The sequence below is a fragment of the Parerythrobacter jejuensis genome, assembly GCF_039536765.1.
GTDB lineage: Bacteria > Pseudomonadota > Alphaproteobacteria > Sphingomonadales > Sphingomonadaceae > Parerythrobacter > Parerythrobacter jejuensis.
The window spans coordinates 1,670,904-1,687,547 of record NZ_BAAAZF010000001.1 but is presented as its reverse complement, the minus strand read 5'-3'; the positions used below and the strand labels follow the sequence as shown (position 1 = coordinate 1,687,547).

The 16,644-nt window shown below is 58.5% G+C and carries 17 protein-coding genes; 8 read left to right on the top strand and 9 right to left on the bottom strand.

The window, feature by feature from the left end:
• The first annotated feature begins 2 nt into the window (after positions 1 to 2).
• From ABD653_RS08290 to ABD653_RS08275, 4 genes are all read left to right on the top strand, one after another.
• On the top strand, positions 3 to 233 hold the full coding sequence (locus ABD653_RS08290) for an HIG1 domain-containing protein (RefSeq protein WP_160778244.1): 231 nt from the start codon (positions 3 to 5) through the stop codon (positions 231 to 233).
• A gap of 20 nt (positions 234 to 253) precedes the next feature.
• Positions 254 to 838 (top strand): cob(I)yrinic acid a,c-diamide adenosyltransferase, encoded by a 585-nt coding sequence (locus ABD653_RS08285; RefSeq protein WP_160778243.1) that lies wholly within the window; start codon positions 254 to 256, stop codon positions 836 to 838.
• 63 nt (positions 839 to 901) lie between these two features.
• Positions 902 to 1,771 (top strand): 3-hydroxyacyl-CoA dehydrogenase family protein, encoded by an 870-nt coding sequence (locus ABD653_RS08280; protein WP_160778242.1) that lies wholly within the window; start codon positions 902 to 904, stop codon positions 1,769 to 1,771.
• Positions 1,772 to 1,828: 57 nt separating this feature from the next.
• Positions 1,829 to 2,173, top strand: coding sequence for a hypothetical protein (locus tag ABD653_RS08275; protein ID WP_160778241.1), 345 nt, complete (start codon positions 1,829 to 1,831; stop codon positions 2,171 to 2,173).
• Here the strand turns inward: ABD653_RS08275 and ABD653_RS08270 are convergent.
• Genes ABD653_RS08270 through mutS form a run of 3 tightly spaced genes read right to left on the bottom strand, consistent with a single transcriptional unit; the run spans position 2,170 to position 5,682 of the window.
• Entirely contained in the window at positions 2,170 to 2,622 is a 453-nt protein-coding gene (locus ABD653_RS08270; RefSeq protein ID WP_160778240.1) for a YidH family protein, read from the bottom strand. The genes ABD653_RS08275 and ABD653_RS08270 overlap by 4 nt on opposite strands.
• Before the next feature lie 36 nt (positions 2,623 to 2,658).
• Complete coding sequence (locus tag ABD653_RS08265; protein ID WP_160778239.1) at positions 2,659 to 3,018, bottom strand: hypothetical protein; 360 nt, start codon at positions 3,016 to 3,018, stop codon at positions 2,659 to 2,661.
• 36 nt (positions 3,019 to 3,054) lie between these two features.
• Positions 3,055 to 5,682, bottom strand: coding sequence for a DNA mismatch repair protein MutS (gene mutS / locus ABD653_RS08260; RefSeq protein ID WP_160778238.1), 2,628 nt, complete (start codon positions 5,680 to 5,682; stop codon positions 3,055 to 3,057).
• A 115-nt stretch (positions 5,683 to 5,797) separates the two neighbouring features.
• On the opposite strand from mutS, the gene ABD653_RS08255 reads away from it, so the two are divergent.
• Positions 5,798 to 8,059, top strand: a complete 2,262-nt coding sequence (locus ABD653_RS08255) for an NADP-dependent malic enzyme (protein WP_160778237.1) — start codon at positions 5,798 to 5,800, stop codon at positions 8,057 to 8,059.
• Between the two features lie 17 nt (positions 8,060 to 8,076).
• Here ABD653_RS08255 and ABD653_RS08250 read toward each other — a convergent pair whose 3' ends face one another.
• Together ABD653_RS08250 and trmB are read right to left on the bottom strand one after the other, a co-directional pair.
• A complete protein-coding gene (locus ABD653_RS08250; protein WP_160778236.1) occupies positions 8,077 to 8,787 on the bottom strand; it encodes a DUF3592 domain-containing protein in 711 nt (236 codons plus the stop codon).
• Positions 8,780 to 9,508 (bottom strand): tRNA (guanine(46)-N(7))-methyltransferase TrmB, encoded by a 729-nt coding sequence (trmB, locus tag ABD653_RS08245; protein ID WP_160778235.1) that lies wholly within the window; start codon positions 9,506 to 9,508, stop codon positions 8,780 to 8,782. Before trmB ends, ABD653_RS08250 begins: the two co-directional genes overlap by 8 nt.
• Before the next feature lie 101 nt (positions 9,509 to 9,609).
• Between trmB and ABD653_RS08240 the strand changes: the two genes are divergently transcribed.
• Positions 9,610 to 10,833: a mechanosensitive ion channel family protein gene (locus ABD653_RS08240; RefSeq protein ID WP_160778234.1), complete on the top strand. Its 1,224-nt coding sequence runs from the start codon at positions 9,610 to 9,612 to the stop codon at positions 10,831 to 10,833.
• Between the two features lie 65 nt (positions 10,834 to 10,898).
• Here the strand turns inward: ABD653_RS08240 and ctrA are convergent, their stop codons facing one another.
• From ctrA to lptB, 3 genes are all read right to left on the bottom strand, one after another.
• Positions 10,899 to 11,594 carry a response regulator transcription factor CtrA gene (gene ctrA, locus ABD653_RS08235; RefSeq protein WP_160778233.1) on the bottom strand — a complete coding sequence of 232 codons (696 nt, stop codon included), beginning with the start codon at positions 11,592 to 11,594 and terminating at the stop codon, positions 10,899 to 10,901.
• Between the two features lie 150 nt (positions 11,595 to 11,744).
• On the bottom strand, positions 11,745 to 13,217 hold the full coding sequence (gene rpoN / locus ABD653_RS08230; protein ID WP_160778232.1) for an RNA polymerase factor sigma-54: 1,473 nt from the start codon (positions 13,215 to 13,217) through the stop codon (positions 11,745 to 11,747).
• 26 nt (positions 13,218 to 13,243) lie between these two features.
• Positions 13,244 to 14,041, bottom strand: coding sequence for an LPS export ABC transporter ATP-binding protein (gene lptB / locus ABD653_RS08225; protein WP_199801075.1), 798 nt, complete (start codon positions 14,039 to 14,041; stop codon positions 13,244 to 13,246).
• 136 nt (positions 14,042 to 14,177) lie between these two features.
• Here lptB and ABD653_RS08220 point away from each other — a divergent pair, with 136 nt between their 5' ends.
• Both ABD653_RS08220 and ABD653_RS08215 read left to right on the top strand, forming a co-directional pair.
• Positions 14,178 to 14,618, top strand: a complete 441-nt coding sequence (locus ABD653_RS08220) for a hypothetical protein (protein WP_344705324.1) — start codon at positions 14,178 to 14,180, stop codon at positions 14,616 to 14,618.
• A gap of 73 nt (positions 14,619 to 14,691) precedes the next feature.
• Complete coding sequence (locus ABD653_RS08215; RefSeq protein ID WP_160778230.1) at positions 14,692 to 16,083, top strand: mechanosensitive ion channel family protein; 1,392 nt, start codon at positions 14,692 to 14,694, stop codon at positions 16,081 to 16,083.
• Here the strand turns inward: ABD653_RS08215 and ppa are convergent, their stop codons facing one another.
• A complete protein-coding gene (ppa, locus tag ABD653_RS08210; RefSeq protein WP_160778229.1) occupies positions 16,084 to 16,614 on the bottom strand; it encodes an inorganic diphosphatase in 531 nt (176 codons plus the stop codon).
• Positions 16,615 to 16,644 lie beyond the last annotated feature (30 nt).

Genomic DNA, 16,644 nt, shown 5'->3' with positions numbered 1-16,644 from the left:
CCATGACAACGATCCTCATCATAGCCCTCGTGATCCTCTGCGGTCTGGTCCTCTATTCGCTGGTACGCGGCATTGTCGCGTTCCTGCAAAGCACAAAGATTGATCTTGAGACCGGCGCAGCCGAGAACTCCACCGAGATGCAGATGCTGCAGAACAAGATGATGTTCAATCGCATCAAGTTCCAGGCGCTGGCCATCGTAGTGGTTGCGATCCTGCTGGCCGTATCCCAGTAATATCCCGAAGGGGCGGACCTGTGGTCAAGCTCAACAAGATCTATACCCGGACCGGCGATGATGGCACGACCGGCCTCGTCGACGGGTCACGGCGTGCCAAACATGATCCGCGCATGACTGCGATTGGTGTGGTGGACGAAGCTAATTCCGCCATTGGTCTTGCAGCAGTCGCGCTGAAAGAGACCGATCATGCGGCAATCCTGTTCCGTATCCAAAATGATCTGTTCGATCTCGGCGCGGATATCGCCACGCCGCTAGGCGAATTTGGTGGCGACAATTTCGAGCCTTCCGAAATGGTGCTGCGCATTGTTTCTGCCCAGGTGAACTGGCTGGAAAGCACAATCGACGCACTGAACGACCGTCTAGAGCCATTGACGAGCTTTGTGCTTCCCGGCGGAAGTGAAGGCGCGGCCCGCATCCATGTTGCGCGTGCGACCACGCGCGCGGCGGAGCGGTGCATGGCTGAGCTCGTGCAATCGGAGCCGGTTAATCCCGCTGCATTGGCCTACATCAACCGCCTGTCTGATCTGTTGTTCGTGCTCGCGCGCGTGGCCAACAATGATGGCGCTGCAGATGTGAAATGGGTGCCCGGCGCAAACCGCTAGTCAATCGGTCTTGCCCCCGCTAACAGGCTCGCTTTGCTGCACTTGCGAAGAGAAAGATCATACATGCGCACTGTCGGAGTTATTGGTGCGGGCCAGATGGGCTCGGGCATTTCACAGACGATCGCCCAGCATGGAATGCAGGTGATGCTGGCCGATATCGATCTGGCAGTGGCGGAAAAATCGAAAGCGGGAATCGAGAAATCTCTGGTCAAGCTCGTCGGGCGCGGCAAGCTGGAAGCCAATGATGCAGAGGCAATCCTGGCCCGGATTACGCCGGTGGCGGACTACGCGCCGATGGCTGATGCCGATATGATCATCGAGGCGGCTACCGAGAAGGAACAGATCAAACAGACCATCTTCGAAAGTGCTGGCAAAGTCCTTTCTGCCGACGCGATCATGGCCAGCAATACCAGCTCCATTCCGATCACGCGGATGGCCAATTACGCGCCCGATGCTGAACGTTTCATCGGGCTGCACTTCTTCAATCCTGTCCCGGTAATGGGTTTGATTGAAGTCATTCCTGGTCTTGCCACGAGCAAGAATGTCGAGGAGCGGACTGTCGCGTTTGCGGAAGGCCTGGGAAAACAGGTGGTGCTTTCGCAAGACGAGCCTGGCTTCGTCGTCAACCGGATCCTGTTGCCGATGATCAACGAGGCGGTCTTTGTGCTGGGCCAGTCGACGGCTAGCATTGAAGACATCGACAAAGGCTGTCGCCTCGGCCTCAACCACCCGATGGGACCGCTCCAGCTGGCGGATTTTGTCGGTCTCGACACCTGTCTTGATATCATCATGGTGCTTTATAACACGACCGGTGACAGCAAGTACCGGCCCGCACCGTTGCTGCAGAAATATGTCGAGGCCGGTTGGCTCGGCCGCAAGACTGGCAAAGGCTTCTACGACTACTCCGGCGAGGCACCTGCTCCGACCCGCTAGTTTTTCTTGGAACAGGTGTGGGTAGCGGCCCGTTGGTTCGGCAAAGGAGATATTCCGATGACGGACAAGAGTAAGCCACTGAGCCAGGAAGCCCGCCAAGCCTCGCTTGCGCCCGAGACCCACAATGACGAGCAGGACGACCACCGCTCGCAAGCGCAAGAAGTAGCGCAGCAGGCTCAGGATCCCCGTTCGGCCATGACAAGCCCGACTGATAGTCGGAAAGGTGATGGGACAACGCCAATTGGATCTTCCGAACAAGATACGATTGATCGCATGCGCGATATGGAAAGTTCGGGGCGCGTCGATATGGGCGCGTTCAACGGTGAACCTAATCACGACGACAATGTCGACAAATATGGCGAAGACAACAAACTGGATGGTCTGCGCGGCGACGGGACCTAGACCTGCTTCAGGCTGCCATCGTTCAGGAACCAGAGGCCCGCTAGCAATACTGCTGCACCGACGGCGACAGCCCAGGATATGTAACGCATATGCAGGCCACGCGGTCGATTGACCGCATGAGTGTCCATTCGCTCTAGAGACTTGCAGGCACGTGAGGCTGCAGACAGAGCAAGCCAAATAGCCAGCGCGATGAACATTGAGCTGATGACTCGTGCTAACCATGGGGGATCGAGTTCGCCAAATAGAGCTCGGAATCCCAGCCCGATAGCTATTGATGCGAATGCGGTTCTGATCCAGCCGGCGAAGGTTCTTTCGACTGCCATGATCGTACGATCCTCGGCCATGTCAGTGCGATCTACGGCGAGATCGGTGCGCTTTTCCCCGCCCGATCCGTGAGACTTATCGCCCTCGTTGTAACCGTCGTTCGCATCTGGCTCGGCTCTTGTCATCGTCTTCGCCCCTCATATCTCCGAGTGCCCAACGCGTTATCTTGACGGAAGGTCCGATCCTTGTTGGTTCTGTGCCGGTTCTACAGAAACGATCTCAGCCGCAAAGGGGTCCGGCATGATCGGCGCAGGGTTGATACCCGCGGGATCCTGGACCAGATCTGCATCAGGGGTGAATTCGATTTCCACCTGCATATTCGAACCAGGTGCGGTGGAACCCACACTTGCGGAGCTACTCGAGACTTTGTCGGCCTCGTCGAGGAATTCTGTCCGTTGCTCTTCGATCTTGGCTTTCGCGTCGCTGATTGTGCCACCGTTTTCTTCGGTTCCCACCAGCGCAGCTGCGCCGAGCACCGTGATGCCGACGAAGAATAGCGCCCCGAAACGATTCTGGAACATGTAACCCTTCATGCATGGCAGCATGGCAGGTCGGGGTTAAGGATGCGTGTCGTCTGCGGCGGCTTTCAATTCATACAAGAGCTCAAGCGCTTCCCGAGGGGCGAGCGCGTCAACATCGATGGCCTTCAGTCTTTCGCGCAGGATGTCGATCTCGTCTTCATTGCCCGTGTCCTGAGCAGCGGCGAAGAGAGGCAGGTCTCCCAGACCAGCCGCCAGCCCGCCGGTTTCTGCCCGGCCTTTCTCCAACCGTTCGAGGACTGACTTGGCGCGCATTACGACGCCCGGCGGCACGCCCGCCAGCTTGGCCACAGCGAGGCCGTAGCTCTGGTCAGCAGGACCTTCTGCCAGCTCGTGCAGCAACACCAACTCGCTCTTCCATTCGCGTGCCCGGACGTGATGGAGTGACAGAGAATCGCAAGTCTCCGCCAGCCGCGCCAGCTCGTGGTAGTGGGTGGCAAACAGGCACCGGCAGCGATTGTTTTCATGGACCGCTTCGACCACTGCCCACGCAAGTGCCAAGCCATCATAAGTTGAAGTGCCACGGCCTACTTCGTCGAGGATGACAAAGCTCTGCTCGGTTGCCTGTGCAAGGATGGCGGCCGTTTCGACCATCTCGACCATGAAGGTTGAGCGCCCCCTGGCGAGATTGTCCGATGCGCCGACCCGGCTAAACAGGCGGTCGACCAAGCCGATTCTGGCTGCAGTCGCCGGGACAAATCCGCCAGCCTGAGCGAGCAGGACAATCAGCGCGTTCTGTCGCAAAAATGTAGATTTGCCGCCCATATTGGGACCGCCGATCAACCACAGGCGGTCCGTATCTTCCAAGGTGCAATCATTGGGGACGAACCGGTCCCCCGTCACTCCGAGCGATGCTTCGACAACCGGGTGGCGGCCGCCGGTAATGTGCAGGGTGCGATCTTTGGAAATGTCCGGGCGAACCCAGCGCCCTTCCGCAGCGCGTTCGGCCTGACCTGCTGCGACGTCGATCCGGGCTAGCGCTGCTGCGGTCGTCGCTATTGCCTGGCGCTGCTGCGTGATCGTTTCGACCAGTTCTTCGAAATGAGCCTCCTCTGCGGCGACCGCCCGACCTCCAGCTTCGCTGATGCGGCTGGCTTCTTCGTGCAGCTGGAGCGAATTGAACCGCACCGCGCCAGCCATGGTCTGGCGGTGGGTAAAACCGCTGTCAGGCGCCATCAGGGCATCCGCGTGCTTTGCCGGTACTTCGACGAAATATCCGAGCACACCGTTATGTTTGATCTTGAGCCGATCGATCCCGGTGTCGCCCCGATAACGGGTCTCCAGCGCGGCAATGGCCCGCCGTGCATTGCCAGAGACCTGACGCAGTTCATCCAGTGCCGCATCGAATCCCTCGGCAATAAAGCCACCCTGGCTTCGCTCGGTCGGCGGTGCCGACACCAGTGCCCATTCCAGATGATCAACCAAAGCGCCATGGCCGCCAAGGTGCGGTAGCAATTCCTCCAGCAGATTTGGGCGGTCTTCCTTGCCGGCCAGGTGATCACGGATGCGCCTTCCTTCTGACAGGCCATCACGGATCTGGCCCAGATCGCGCGGGCTTCCGCGTCCGGCCACAATCCGCCCGAGCCCGCGCGCGATATCGGGCACCGCCCGCATGACCTCGCGCAGGTCCGCTCGCAGCAACGGATCGGAATGGAAGAACTGGACCAGCGAAAGTCGCTCTTCGACCGAGCTCTGATCGGTGAGTGGAGCAGATAAGTCCTCTGCCAACTGACGGGCACCGGCACCTGTGACACAGCGATCAATCGCGGCAATCAGGCTGCCATCACGGCCGCCTTGCTGGCTTGCCAGAACCTCCAGGCTGGTGCGTGTCGCGGCATCCATGGCGAGACGGGTGGCCCCCGCGGCGACGATCGGTGGCAGGAGCAGCGGAAGGTTTCCGCGACCGGCGTGATCGAGATAAGCCAGCAGCCCTCCAGCGGCGGCGAGCATGGCGCGGCTGAAATCACCGAAACCGTCTAGGGTGGCCACCTCGTGGATCGCCTTGAGCCGCCTCTCTCCCTCGTTGCTGGCAAATTCGCTCTGCGGCCGGTCAATGCTGCCGTCTGGTGCACCCGCCCAGTTTTCCGGAGCGACAACCTCGCTTGCGCCAAGCCGCGCCAAAACAGATGAAGCCGCTTCGAGGCTGCATTCTTCAAGCTCCATCCGCCCGGTCGAAATGTCGCAATGCGCGATGCCGACCAGATTGCGGACTTCGCACACTGCGGTCAGGATGTTGGCGCGCCGAGGTTCCAGCAGGGCTTCTTCCGTCAGCGTGCCAGCCGTTACGAACCGCACGATATCGCGCTGGACGAGCACTTTGGAGGTCGGCTTGCCTTCCCTCTTTGCTCGCTGCTTGGCCTCGTCTGGAGTTTCGACCTGGTCCGCAATTGCGACTCGTTGCCCGGCCTTGATCAGACGCGCCAGATAGCCCTCGGCGGCATGGACCGGAACGCCGCACATGGGTACGGGTTCGCCGGAATCCTTGCCCCTTGCGGTCAATGCAATGTCGAGGATTTGCGAAGCAATCTTGGCGTCTTCAAAGAACAATTCGAAGAAATCGCCCATGCGGTAGAACAACAAGCAGCCTTCGGCCTCGGCCTTCAACGCCAGATATTGCTCCATCATCGGGGTCGTTTTTCCCGCCATACACGATGCCGTAGCGGCCTCTCGCTCGATTCGGGAAGCGGGCCTAGGCAGCTTTCCCCCTATCGCTGCTGCGCTGCATTGGGTATCGGGCGGGCAAACGACAGGAGAGCCATAAGTGGCTGACGAAAAACAAGCCGGTTTTACAACGCGCGAGGCACTGTTTTACCACGAGACGATCCGTCCTGGTAAGATCGAGATCATCGCCAGTAAGCCGATGGCCACGCAGCGCGATCTTAGCCTGGCCTATTCGCCTGGTGTTGCCGCCCCGGTCGAAGCGATTGCCGAGAATCCTGCTCTGGCGGCAAAGTATACCGCGCGATCGAACCTTGTCGCCGTCATTTCGAACGGAACAGCCATCCTGGGGTTGGGCAACCTCGGCGCGCTTGCGTCCAAGCCGGTGATGGAAGGCAAGGCAGTCCTGTTCAAACGCTTCGCCGACGTCGATTCCATCGACATCGAACTGGATACTGAAGATCCCGACAAGTTCATCGAGGCGGTTGCCCTGATGGAGCCAAGTTTTGGCGGCATCAATCTGGAAGATATCGCTGCGCCGGGATGCTTCATTATTGAACAAGCCTTGCGTGAACGGATGAATATTCCGGTCATGCATGATGACCAGCATGGCACCGCCATTATTGCTGCGGCAGGGCTGATCAATGCCTGCCACCTGACCGGGCGCGATCTCAAAGACTGCAAGATGGTGGTCAATGGTGCCGGAGCATCGGCGCTCGCTTGCACCGCCTTGATCAAGTCGCTCGGCATACCGCATGAGAACGTGATCGTATGTGATCGCTCCGGCCCGATTTATCCCGGACGCGAAAACGTCGACCAGTGGAAGAGTGCACATGCCGTCCCGACCGAGGCGCGCGATCTCGAAGCAGCGCTGGAAGGGGCCGACATTTTCCTCGGCCTATCGGCAGCCGGGGCGCTCAAGCCGGAATGGGTGGAGAAGATGGCGGACCAGCCGATTATCTTCGCCATGGCCAATCCGACCCCCGAAATCATGCCTGACGAGGCCAAGAAGGTCCGACCCGATGCCATTATCGCCACAGGGCGCAGTGACTTCCCGAATCAGGTCAACAATGTCCTCGGTTTCCCGTTCATTTTCCGCGGGGCGCTCGATGTCCGGGCCACCACGATCAATGAAGAGATGAAAATGGCTGCGGCCAAGGCAATTGCCGATCTGGCCCGCGAACGCGTGCCGGATGAAGTCGCAGCAGCCTATGGCATGAATCACAAGTTCGGTACGGACTACATCATCCCTGCGCCTTTCGATCCCCGTCTGATGGAAGTCGTATCATCTGCCGTGGCCAAGGCCGCAATGGATACAGGCGTCGCTCAGGACGCGATCGAGGATTTCGAAGAATACCGCCTGTCGCTCAAGGCGCGGCTCAACCCGACCACTTCCGCGCTCACCCGCGTATACGAGGAATGCAAGGCCAATCCCAAACGGATGGTCTTTGCCGAGGCGGAAGAGGATGTCGTATTGCGGGCGGCCATCCAGTATCGCGACTTTGGCTATGGCACACCGATTCTGGTGGGCCGGACCAAGAATGTGGTCGACCGGCTGCACATGCTGGGCGTCTCCGATCCGGGCAGTTTCGAAATCCAGAACTCGGCGGATTGCGAGCATGTCCCGGGCATGGTCGAGTATCTCTATGATCGGCTGAAGCGCAAAGGTTATACCGAGCGTGATGTGCGCCGCATGGTGAACCAGGAACGCAACGTCTTTGCAGCATTGCTGGTTGCCCTCGGCCATGGTGACGCGATGATTTCGGGTTTGACCCGGACATTCAGCCAGACCGCGCGCGAAGTGAACCGTGTGCTCGATCCCAAGCCGGGTGCCGTGCCCTTCGGTATCCACATGATGATCGGCAAGAACCACACAACCTTTCTCGCCGACACGACCATTAATGAACGTCCGACCGCGCAATTGCTGGCCCATATCGCCAAGGAAACTGCGGCTGTGGCTCGGCGTATGGGCCACGAGCCGCGCGTGGCATTCCTCAGTTATTCCACCTTCGGCAATCCCTCGGGCCAGTGGCTGGGCAATATTCGCGATGCTGTTGCGATCCTCGATGAAGAGGAAGTCGGCTTTGAATATGAAGGCGAAATGGCGCCCGATGCCGCGCTCAATCCGAAAGTGATGGAGCTCTATCCTTTCAGCCGCCTCTCTGGTCCTGCCAATGTGTTGGTGATGCCAGGGCTGCAGTCAGCCAACCTCTCGGCCAAGCTCCTGCGCGAATTGGCGGGCAATGCCACGATCGGCCCGATGCTGATCGGGATGGAGAAGCCGGTCCAGATTGCGCCGATGACTGCCATTGCGCCCGATGTGCTGACTTTGGCGGTGCTGGCCGCTGCAGGGGTCGTAGGGTAACCGGTTGCGCGGCTGGATCAGGCCCGCATATCCGGGCCGACCCATTCCCGCAGATCGACAAAATGCTGCCTTGGCTTGTTGGGATTGATCAAGACAGGAACGTCGCTTCCGCTCAGCTCCGCTGTGAGATCAAGCCAGATTGCTTCGCTCTCATAGCTTTCCAACTGGCCAGTGAAGGGGTTCGTTCCTTGTGCCAGCACCTTGTAGGGGCTGCGACCGTTTATCTTGGTGCTTGTATCGAGGAAGCAGTGTGTAAATCGGGCTTTGATCGGAACTCCGGCGACGAGAAGGTTGGAGATGACTTTCTTACGGCGCCAATAGGCCAGCAGCATTCCGATTCCGACCGCGGCAAGCACAGACCCGATCCCGCCGAAAATGGCTGGCATAAGGTAACGATGCAGAAACGTATCTATTACCGCGCGTGACGGTTCTACAGGATCATAGAGCACTTTGACAGTTTCTCCGCGCCTAAAAGATGGCGGATTGCTGGAGGTGTTGCTCGAGAATTGGTGACGTACGCCGTCTTCGGAATAGAATTCGACAATCGGCCCACGTGCATAGCCGCCGCCCGGGGCGCGCCCGCCCGACACTGCAATGACCGTGCCTGTCCCGGCTACGGCCGACGACACGAATTCACGATCGCTGACCAGGAATGCAGCGGCAAATGATACGAATAGCAAACCGACGGGCGCGAAAATTCCGCCGATCCAAAGGTAGACCTTAGACATTCGCTTGTGGGCTCGGGCCAGCCTTGCGCCGGAAGCGGAAGTACCAGACTTCGTGACCGAAAACCGTGCGGGCCTTGTGCTCATAGCGTGTCTGGGGCCAGCCACTAGGGCGGTTCTGCCAGCTTTCTGGGCCCTCGGCGACCAATTCGAACGCATCAGTGTGGCGTCGCATGACCATCAAGGCGTGGCGCAGATAAACAGGATGATCGGTGCCGAACCGGAACTCGCCACCCGGTTTCAGCTTGTCGGCGAACATCTTCACCGGGCCATCGTTCATCATGCGGCGTTTGGCATGCTTGTTCTTGGGCCAGGGATCAGGGTGCAGCAGATAGAGCATGGTCAAACCGCCGTCCGGGACGCGGTTCAGCACTTCCAGCGCATCGCCATCGTGAAGACGGATATTGGCGAGCCGCTGTTCTTCGATCTGGGTAAGGCAGGAAGCCACGCCGTTGATGTAGGGTTCGGCCCCGATAAAGCCGTGGTTCGGCAGCAGGTCGGCCCGATAGGTGAGATGTTCGCCGCCGCCGAAACCGATTTCAAAATGAAGCGGGCAATCCTCGCCGAACAGGCGCTCCGCGTCGACTGGCCCTTCCTCCGGCACTGCGATCTGGGGGAGGAGGTTATCGACTAAATCCTGCTGATGCGCGCGCAACGGCTTGCCGATGCTGCGGCCATACAACCGGTTGAGGGTTGTCGGGTCACCTTCTTTGTAAGCGCTCATGACGCGGCGCTTGGCGCAGCATCGCGTCCTTGTCCAGACCGGAAGCCGGGATGCCAATGCGGGGTTGAGCCAATGGTGTGATCGGCTGTACCGCTCGGGCTATGTCTGAACTCACCAATTTATTTGCCGCGCAACCCGCTTGGGCACAGACCGCGCTAAGCCTGACACTATTGATCGGGGCAGCGGTTGCGCTCAACTACCTGCTCAAACATGTCATCCTGCGATTGGCTGCGCCCTATCTTGATCGCGACTCGCTTACGATCGATAAGTCTGCCGCTTGGCTGGCAACCGTCGCGCCGTTGCTGATCATTTCCAATGGAATCAATGTCGTTCCGAACCTGCCAGGTTCGATCGTCACGGTGATTGCGAATGTCACCCAGGCGCTGATCGTTCTCTCCATTGCGATGGCGATCGTAAAGGCAGTGACATATTCCAACGAGCTCTATGAGCGGCTGCCGCGTTCGCGGAACAGGCCGATCAAGGGCTTCCTGCAGGTCGTGAAAATCATCGTCTTGTGCGGCGCGGCAATTATCATGATTTCTGCACTGATCGATGAATCGCCGTTACTGCTGCTGTCGGGGCTTGGCGCGGTTACCGCTGTACTTCTGCTGGTCTTCAAGGACACGATCCTGTCGCTGGTTGCCAGCGTCCAGCTGACCACCAATGACATGCTGCGGGTAGGGGACTGGATCGAAATGCCCAGCATGAATGTTGATGGCGATGTCGTCGATATCTCGCTGCACACCGTCAAAGTGCAGAATTTCGACAAGACAATCGGCTATGTACCAACCCATCGACTGGTATCAGATTCCTACCGAAACTGGCGCGGCATGTCCGATGCGGGCGGGCGGCGGATCAAGCGCGCGTTGCCACTCGACCAGAACTCTGTCCGCTTCCTGACCGACACCGAAGTCGACCGCTTGCGACGCTTCCGCCTGCTGAAAGACTACCTTGCAGGCAAAGATAGCGAGTTGGAGGAATGGAACGCGCGTGAATTGGAAGGAGGAGGCAATCCCGTTAATGCGCGGCGCATCACCAATATCGGCACCTTCCGCGCCTATATGATCGCTTATTTACGGGTCCATCCAGACCTCGCGACGGAGGGTTTTACACTCTTGGTGCGCCAGCTTGACCCGACCTCGCAAGGCCTGCCGCTCGAGCTATATTGCTTCACCGGGACAACCAATTGGGCCGAGTATGAGAGGATCCAGGCCGATATTTTCGACCATCTTATCGCGATCCTGCCCGAATTCGGTCTCAGGATTTTTCAGGAACCAAGCGGTTTGGACGTACAGGAAATCGGCACGGGGCAACGCAAGCAATAGCAAACGGCCCACTCCCTTTCGGAAGCGGGCCGTCGCAATCCCCCCGTCTCGGGTAAGTCGAAAAATCAGGCAGCCTCGGACTGCTCGTCCGGGTCGCGCAGGACGTATCCGCGGCCCCAGACCGTTTCGATATAATTCTCGCCGGCACATGCGTGGCTGAGCTTCTTGCGCAGCTTGCAAATGAACACATCGATGATCTTGAGTTCCGGTTCGTCCATCCCGCCATAGAGGTGGTTCAGGAACATTTCCTTGGTCAATGTCGTGCCCTTGCGCAGCGAAAGCAGCTCAAGCATCGCGTATTCCTTGCCGGTCAGGTGTACACGTGCGCCATCGACTTCGACAGTCTTGGCATCCAGGTTCACTGCCAGCTTGCCGGTGCGGATGATCGACTGGCTGTGGCCCTTCGAACGACGCACTACGGCGTGAATGCGGGCCACCAGCTCTTCGCGATGGAAAGGCTTGGTCACATAGTCATCGGCGCCAAAGCCGAACGACCGGATCTTGCTGTCCATTTCGGCAATGCCGGAAAGGATCAGGACCGGTGTCTGCACTTTGGCGACGCGCAGCTTCTTGAGCACATCGTAGCCGTGCATATCCGGCAGGTTCAGGTCGAGCAGGATGATATCGTAATCATACAGCTTGCCCAGATCGAGGCCTTCCTCACCGAGGTCGGTCGAATAGACATTGAAGCCTTCCGTGGTCAGCATCAGCTCAATGGCTTTTGCCGTTGTCGGCTCGTCTTCGATCAGCAGTACACGCATCGGGTAAGTCCCCCTTGCCCTCAAATTGTTGCCCCGATCGGGCTTTGGTAACCCCTCGTTCAGAGGTGTTGCCTTGGATTAACCACAAAAGGTCTGAACGGAAAAGGTTAATATCGCGTAAACCCAGCTGACTCCACGAGTCGCGGGCTGTCAGAGAGCCGCCAATTTCTTCGCTCTGCGCCGCTGGACGGAGCTTCCGATCCCCATCGCCTCGCGGTATTTCGCGACCGTCCGCCGGGCAATGTCGAAGCCTTCCGCCTTTAGCAATTCGACCAACTTGTCGTCTGACAGGATCTTCTTGGGGTCTTCGGCATCGGTCAAAGCCTTGATGCGGGCTTTCACACTTTCGGAACTCGCGCCTTCGCCATCGGCACTGCCGACGCCGCTGGTGAAGAAGTACTTCAATTCGAATGTGCCGCGATCGCAGTGGAGATATTTGTTGCTGGTGACCCGGCTCACCGTGCTCTCATGCATTTCGATTTCTTCAGCCACTTCACGCAATGTCAGCGGCCTTAATTCGCTGACGCCTTGCCGGAAGAAGCCAGCCTGTTTCTTGACGATTTCAGAAGACACCGCGAGGATGGTCTTCTGTCGTTGGTCGAGCGCCTTGATCAGCCAGTTGGCATCGGACAGCTTCTCTTTCAGCCAGCCTTTACTGTCCTTGTCGGTGCAGCCCTCGCGCAATTCGAGGAAATAGCTGCGGTTGACCACGAGCCGAGGCAGCGTCGCCTGGTTAAGGGCGATTTTCCAGTGCCCCTGATCATCCCTTCGCAACAGGATATCGGGCACCACGGCTGCTGCTTCACCGCCGCCAAACGCCAGGCCGGGCTTCGGGTCATATTCGCGCAATTCGGACAGCATGTCGGCAAAATCTTCGTCGTCGACATCGCACATCCGTTTCAGGCGGGCGACTTCCCCACGCGCAACCAGGTCAAGGTTCTCGATCAACCGTTGCATGCAGGGATCGTATCGGTTTGCCTCTTTCGCTTGCAGGGCGAGGCACTCAGCCAGGTCGCGCGCGCCGACCCCGGTCGGCTCCAACGCATGAATCAGCTCGAGCGCATCTTCCATCTCGGTGAGAGCGACACCCAGATCCGCGCTGATCTGCCTCAGGTCGCCCCGAAGATATCCTGCCTCATCCAGCCGATCGACAAGGTTGCGGGCGAGGAATTCTTCTTTCGCATTGAACGCGACGGCGCCGACTTGCTCGTGCAGATGTTCCGCCAGGGTCGTGTCGGAGGACCGGCGGTCCTCGATCGGTGTCAAATCATCGGCCCGTGAGGCGGCACCTGCCGCACCCCATTCGCCATCCCCGGTATCGCGGTCACGGTCCATAGCGTTTGTGTTGATATCCAGCGGCGCATCCGCTTCGCCTGCGCCTTCACCGATAAGCTGGTCTGCAGCAGATTCTTCGCGCGGGGCAGAGGCCTCGGTGTCTGAGCCATCGCCGTCCTCATGCCGAACCTCGCCCGCTTCCAGCAGCGGATTGGCTTCAAGGGCATCGCCGATAAAGGTCTCGATCTCAAGATTGGACAGGGCGAGCAGCTTGATCGCCTGCTGCAATTGCGGCGTCATCACCAGCGACTGGGATTGTCTGAGGTCTAACCTGGGACCCAGCGCCATGATCTAAATTCCGCTGCGCTGAAGCATTACAGGGTGAAACTCTCGCCAAGATAGAGGCGTCTGACGTTCTCGTCAGCTACGAGTTCTTGCGGAGTGCCGGCAAACAGCACCTGCCCACCATAGATAATGCAGGCCCGGTCGACGATCTCGAGTGTCTCGCGGACATTGTGGTCGGTAATGAGAACGCCGATGCCACGCGTCTTCAGGTCTTTCACCAAGTCGCGGATGTCACTGATCGACAACGGATCGATGCCTGCGAATGGTTCGTCCAGCAGCATGATGGAAGGTTTAGCGGCCAGCGCACGGGCGATTTCGCAGCGACGCCGTTCACCGCCCGAAAGCGCCATGGCCGGTGACGACCGCAGGCCAATAAGCCCGAATTCATCGAGCAGACGTTCAAGCTCTGCTGCACGTGTCGCAGCGTCGGGCTCGACCATTTCGAGCACCGAATTGATATTCTGCTCTACCGTCATCCCGCGGAAAATGCTGGTTTCCTGAGGCAGATAGCCCAGGCCCAGTATGGCCCGCCGGTACATAGGCAGTTTGGTAACGTCTTCCCCATCCATGAGGATACGGCCCGCATCCGGGCGAACCAGACCCATGATGGAATAGAAGCACGTCGTCTTGCCCGCACCATTGGGACCAAGCAGTCCGAGCACTTCACCCTTGCCGACAGACAAGGAGATATCGGTCAGCACCGCGCGCTTGTCATAGCTCTTGGCGATAGAGACGACTTCAAGCCCGCCCTGCGGGATTGGCGGAGCCGCATTGCGATCCAGGTCTCCGGCTGTGGCCGTGTCGCTATTGGTTTCAAGCATGCTCATACACCATTCTATGTAGCAGGCGTTTCAGGCTGGAAAACCCCTCGGAGGCAAAACTGGCAAGGTTCCTGCATGGTTTTCATGATGCAGCAGGAAATGTCTTCCTCCTTTGCGATTCTTGCGGATTGGTTACCGGCACTTGATCAAGGCCGATCTCTCTGGGATACTCGCCGCCGGAGAGAACTGGGGGAGAAAGGCGCATATGAACAAGGCGCTAAACGGCGAATCGCAAGAGCAGGACACTGTCTCGACACGCGACTGGCGTAAATCGATGAGCGACAATGTCGCTTACGCATTGCTGGTTTACACCGCATTGCAAATTTTCGTGACCATCCAGGCTATGAAAGCAGGGGTCAGTTCGATCCTCCCTTATTTCGCCCTGATAATCCTTGTGGCTGGTATTATTCCCGCGTGCCGGGCGTTTGAGCGGCGCTGGATCCACCTCAGTGATGATGATGCCCATGATCCTGCGCGGGCCGGCGAGTTTCGTCGTGATCAGATCTTCCTCTGGATCCTGGCTGTCGGCCTCCCATTCCTCCTGACCGGTGTTTTGAAAGCGGTTTTCGCCGTAACCAATTGACCATACTACCCGACATGTTCGGGAACATTCTTCGTGCGCATACGCTTCCTCATCTCTGTGTGCGGGGAGTTTCATGATACGTTTCTGGCTTTCTTTACTGGCGCTTGTCGCGCTCACTTTCCCAGCCCACGCTCTCCTGCCGACACCGGCCGAAAGTCCAGCAGACGCCGTTCCCGCCGCCACCCAGACGATTGACGATACGCGCGACGAAGGAGCGGACAAACGCATCCGTGAGCGGATCGAGGGCATTTTCGCAGAGCTGCCAGCTTTTCAGGCCCTAGACGTGAGCGTCAGCGAAGGAGTTGTCCGGCTTGAGGGCGCGGTTGATGATGCAGCCGACATCGCCAGGGCAGAGAGCATTGCTGGCAGGATTGAAGGCGTGGTTACCATCGATAATCAGATCGAGCGTGACCTGACTGTAGGAGACGGGATCGGAGCGCTCAGCGATCTTACGACGCAGTTGGCCAGCTGGGTAAAGCTCCTGCCATTGATCGGTTTCGCGTTGCTAGTGGCCCTTGCTATTTCGCTGCTGGGCTATGTGATTGCCAGCCTGGGATGGTTGTGGCGCAAAATAACTCCCAACAGCTTTCTGGCGGACCTGATCGCCAGCGCCATCCGCTTCGTTTTCGTGATACTAGGGATGGTAGTAGCACTCGACATGATCGGGGCTGGTGCCTTGCTCGGTGCGGTGCTGGGCGGCGCCGGGGTTATTGGTATCGCATTGGGCTTTGCCATGCGCGACACGGTAGAAAACTATGTCGCATCCCTCATGCTGAGTTTGCGCCAACCGTTTCGTGCGAACGACCATGTTTTGATCGATGATCTTGAAGGGCGTGTGATTCGGCTCACCAGTCGGGCTACGGTCATGATGACAATGGATGGCAATCATTTGCGGATCCCGAATTCGACCGTATTCAAGGCGATCATCACCAATTATACGCGCAACCCGCAACGTCGGCTCGACTTCATGCTGGGTGTTGATGCTGATGATGATCCGCGTTCCGCCCGGGACATCGGTAAGGCGACCCTGGAAAACCTGCCCTTCATCTTGAACGACCCACCCCCTGAAGCGGTGATCGAAGAAGTTGGAGACTCAAACATTTCGATCCGCTTCCTTGGGTGGATCGACCAACGCGAGGCTGATTACAAAAAGGCACGCAGCCGTGCGATCCCTGCTGTCAAAGATGCCCTTGAAGATGCAGGCTTCGGTCTACCCGAGCCGATTTACCGGTTGCGCTTCGATTCCAGGACAATGCCGCTGCCGTTTGAGAATATTGGAGAAAAGATTGGGCGCGATACGCCAAAGCCGAGCCCGGAAAAACGCAAACCGGCCGCCCCGGCCAAGACACATGATAAAGACGACGATGTCTCGCCAGAAGACGGCATTGCGCAGATGGTCGAGGCCGAACGTGCGACTGACAGCGAGGCGAGCGATTTGCTCGATGCAGAGCGTCCGGTCGAATAGTTAGGCGGCGCGCGCTCGTTCGATTGCCTCGACGACCACTTGCCGGGCTTCGGCAGCATCACCCCATTTGCCGATCCGGACCCATTTTTCGGCCTCCAGATCCTTGTAGTGGGTGAAGAAGTGTTCGATCTGCTGGAAAATGATCGAAGGCAGATCCTTCGTTTCACCGACATCGGAGTAATAGGGGAAGGTTGTGTCGACCGGCACGCAGATGAGTTTCTCGTCACCGCCATGCTCGTCTTCCAGATTCAGCACGCCGATGGGGCGCGCACGCACGACGCAGCCTGCCATGAACGGGCTGCGCGCGATGACCAGCGCATCCAGGGGATCGCCATCGGGGCTGAGCGTGTGCGGTACAAAACCGTAATTGGCCGGATAGCGCATTGGCGTGTGCAGGATGCGATCGACGAATAGCGCTCCGGATTCCTTGTCAAATTCGTATTTTACCGGTTCGCCGCCGGTCGGCACTTCAATGATGACGTTGAGGTCTACGGGTGGATTGCTGCCGGTTGGGATCTTGTCGATGCGCATGGATATGTCTCGTCTTGCTGCGATGCCCCT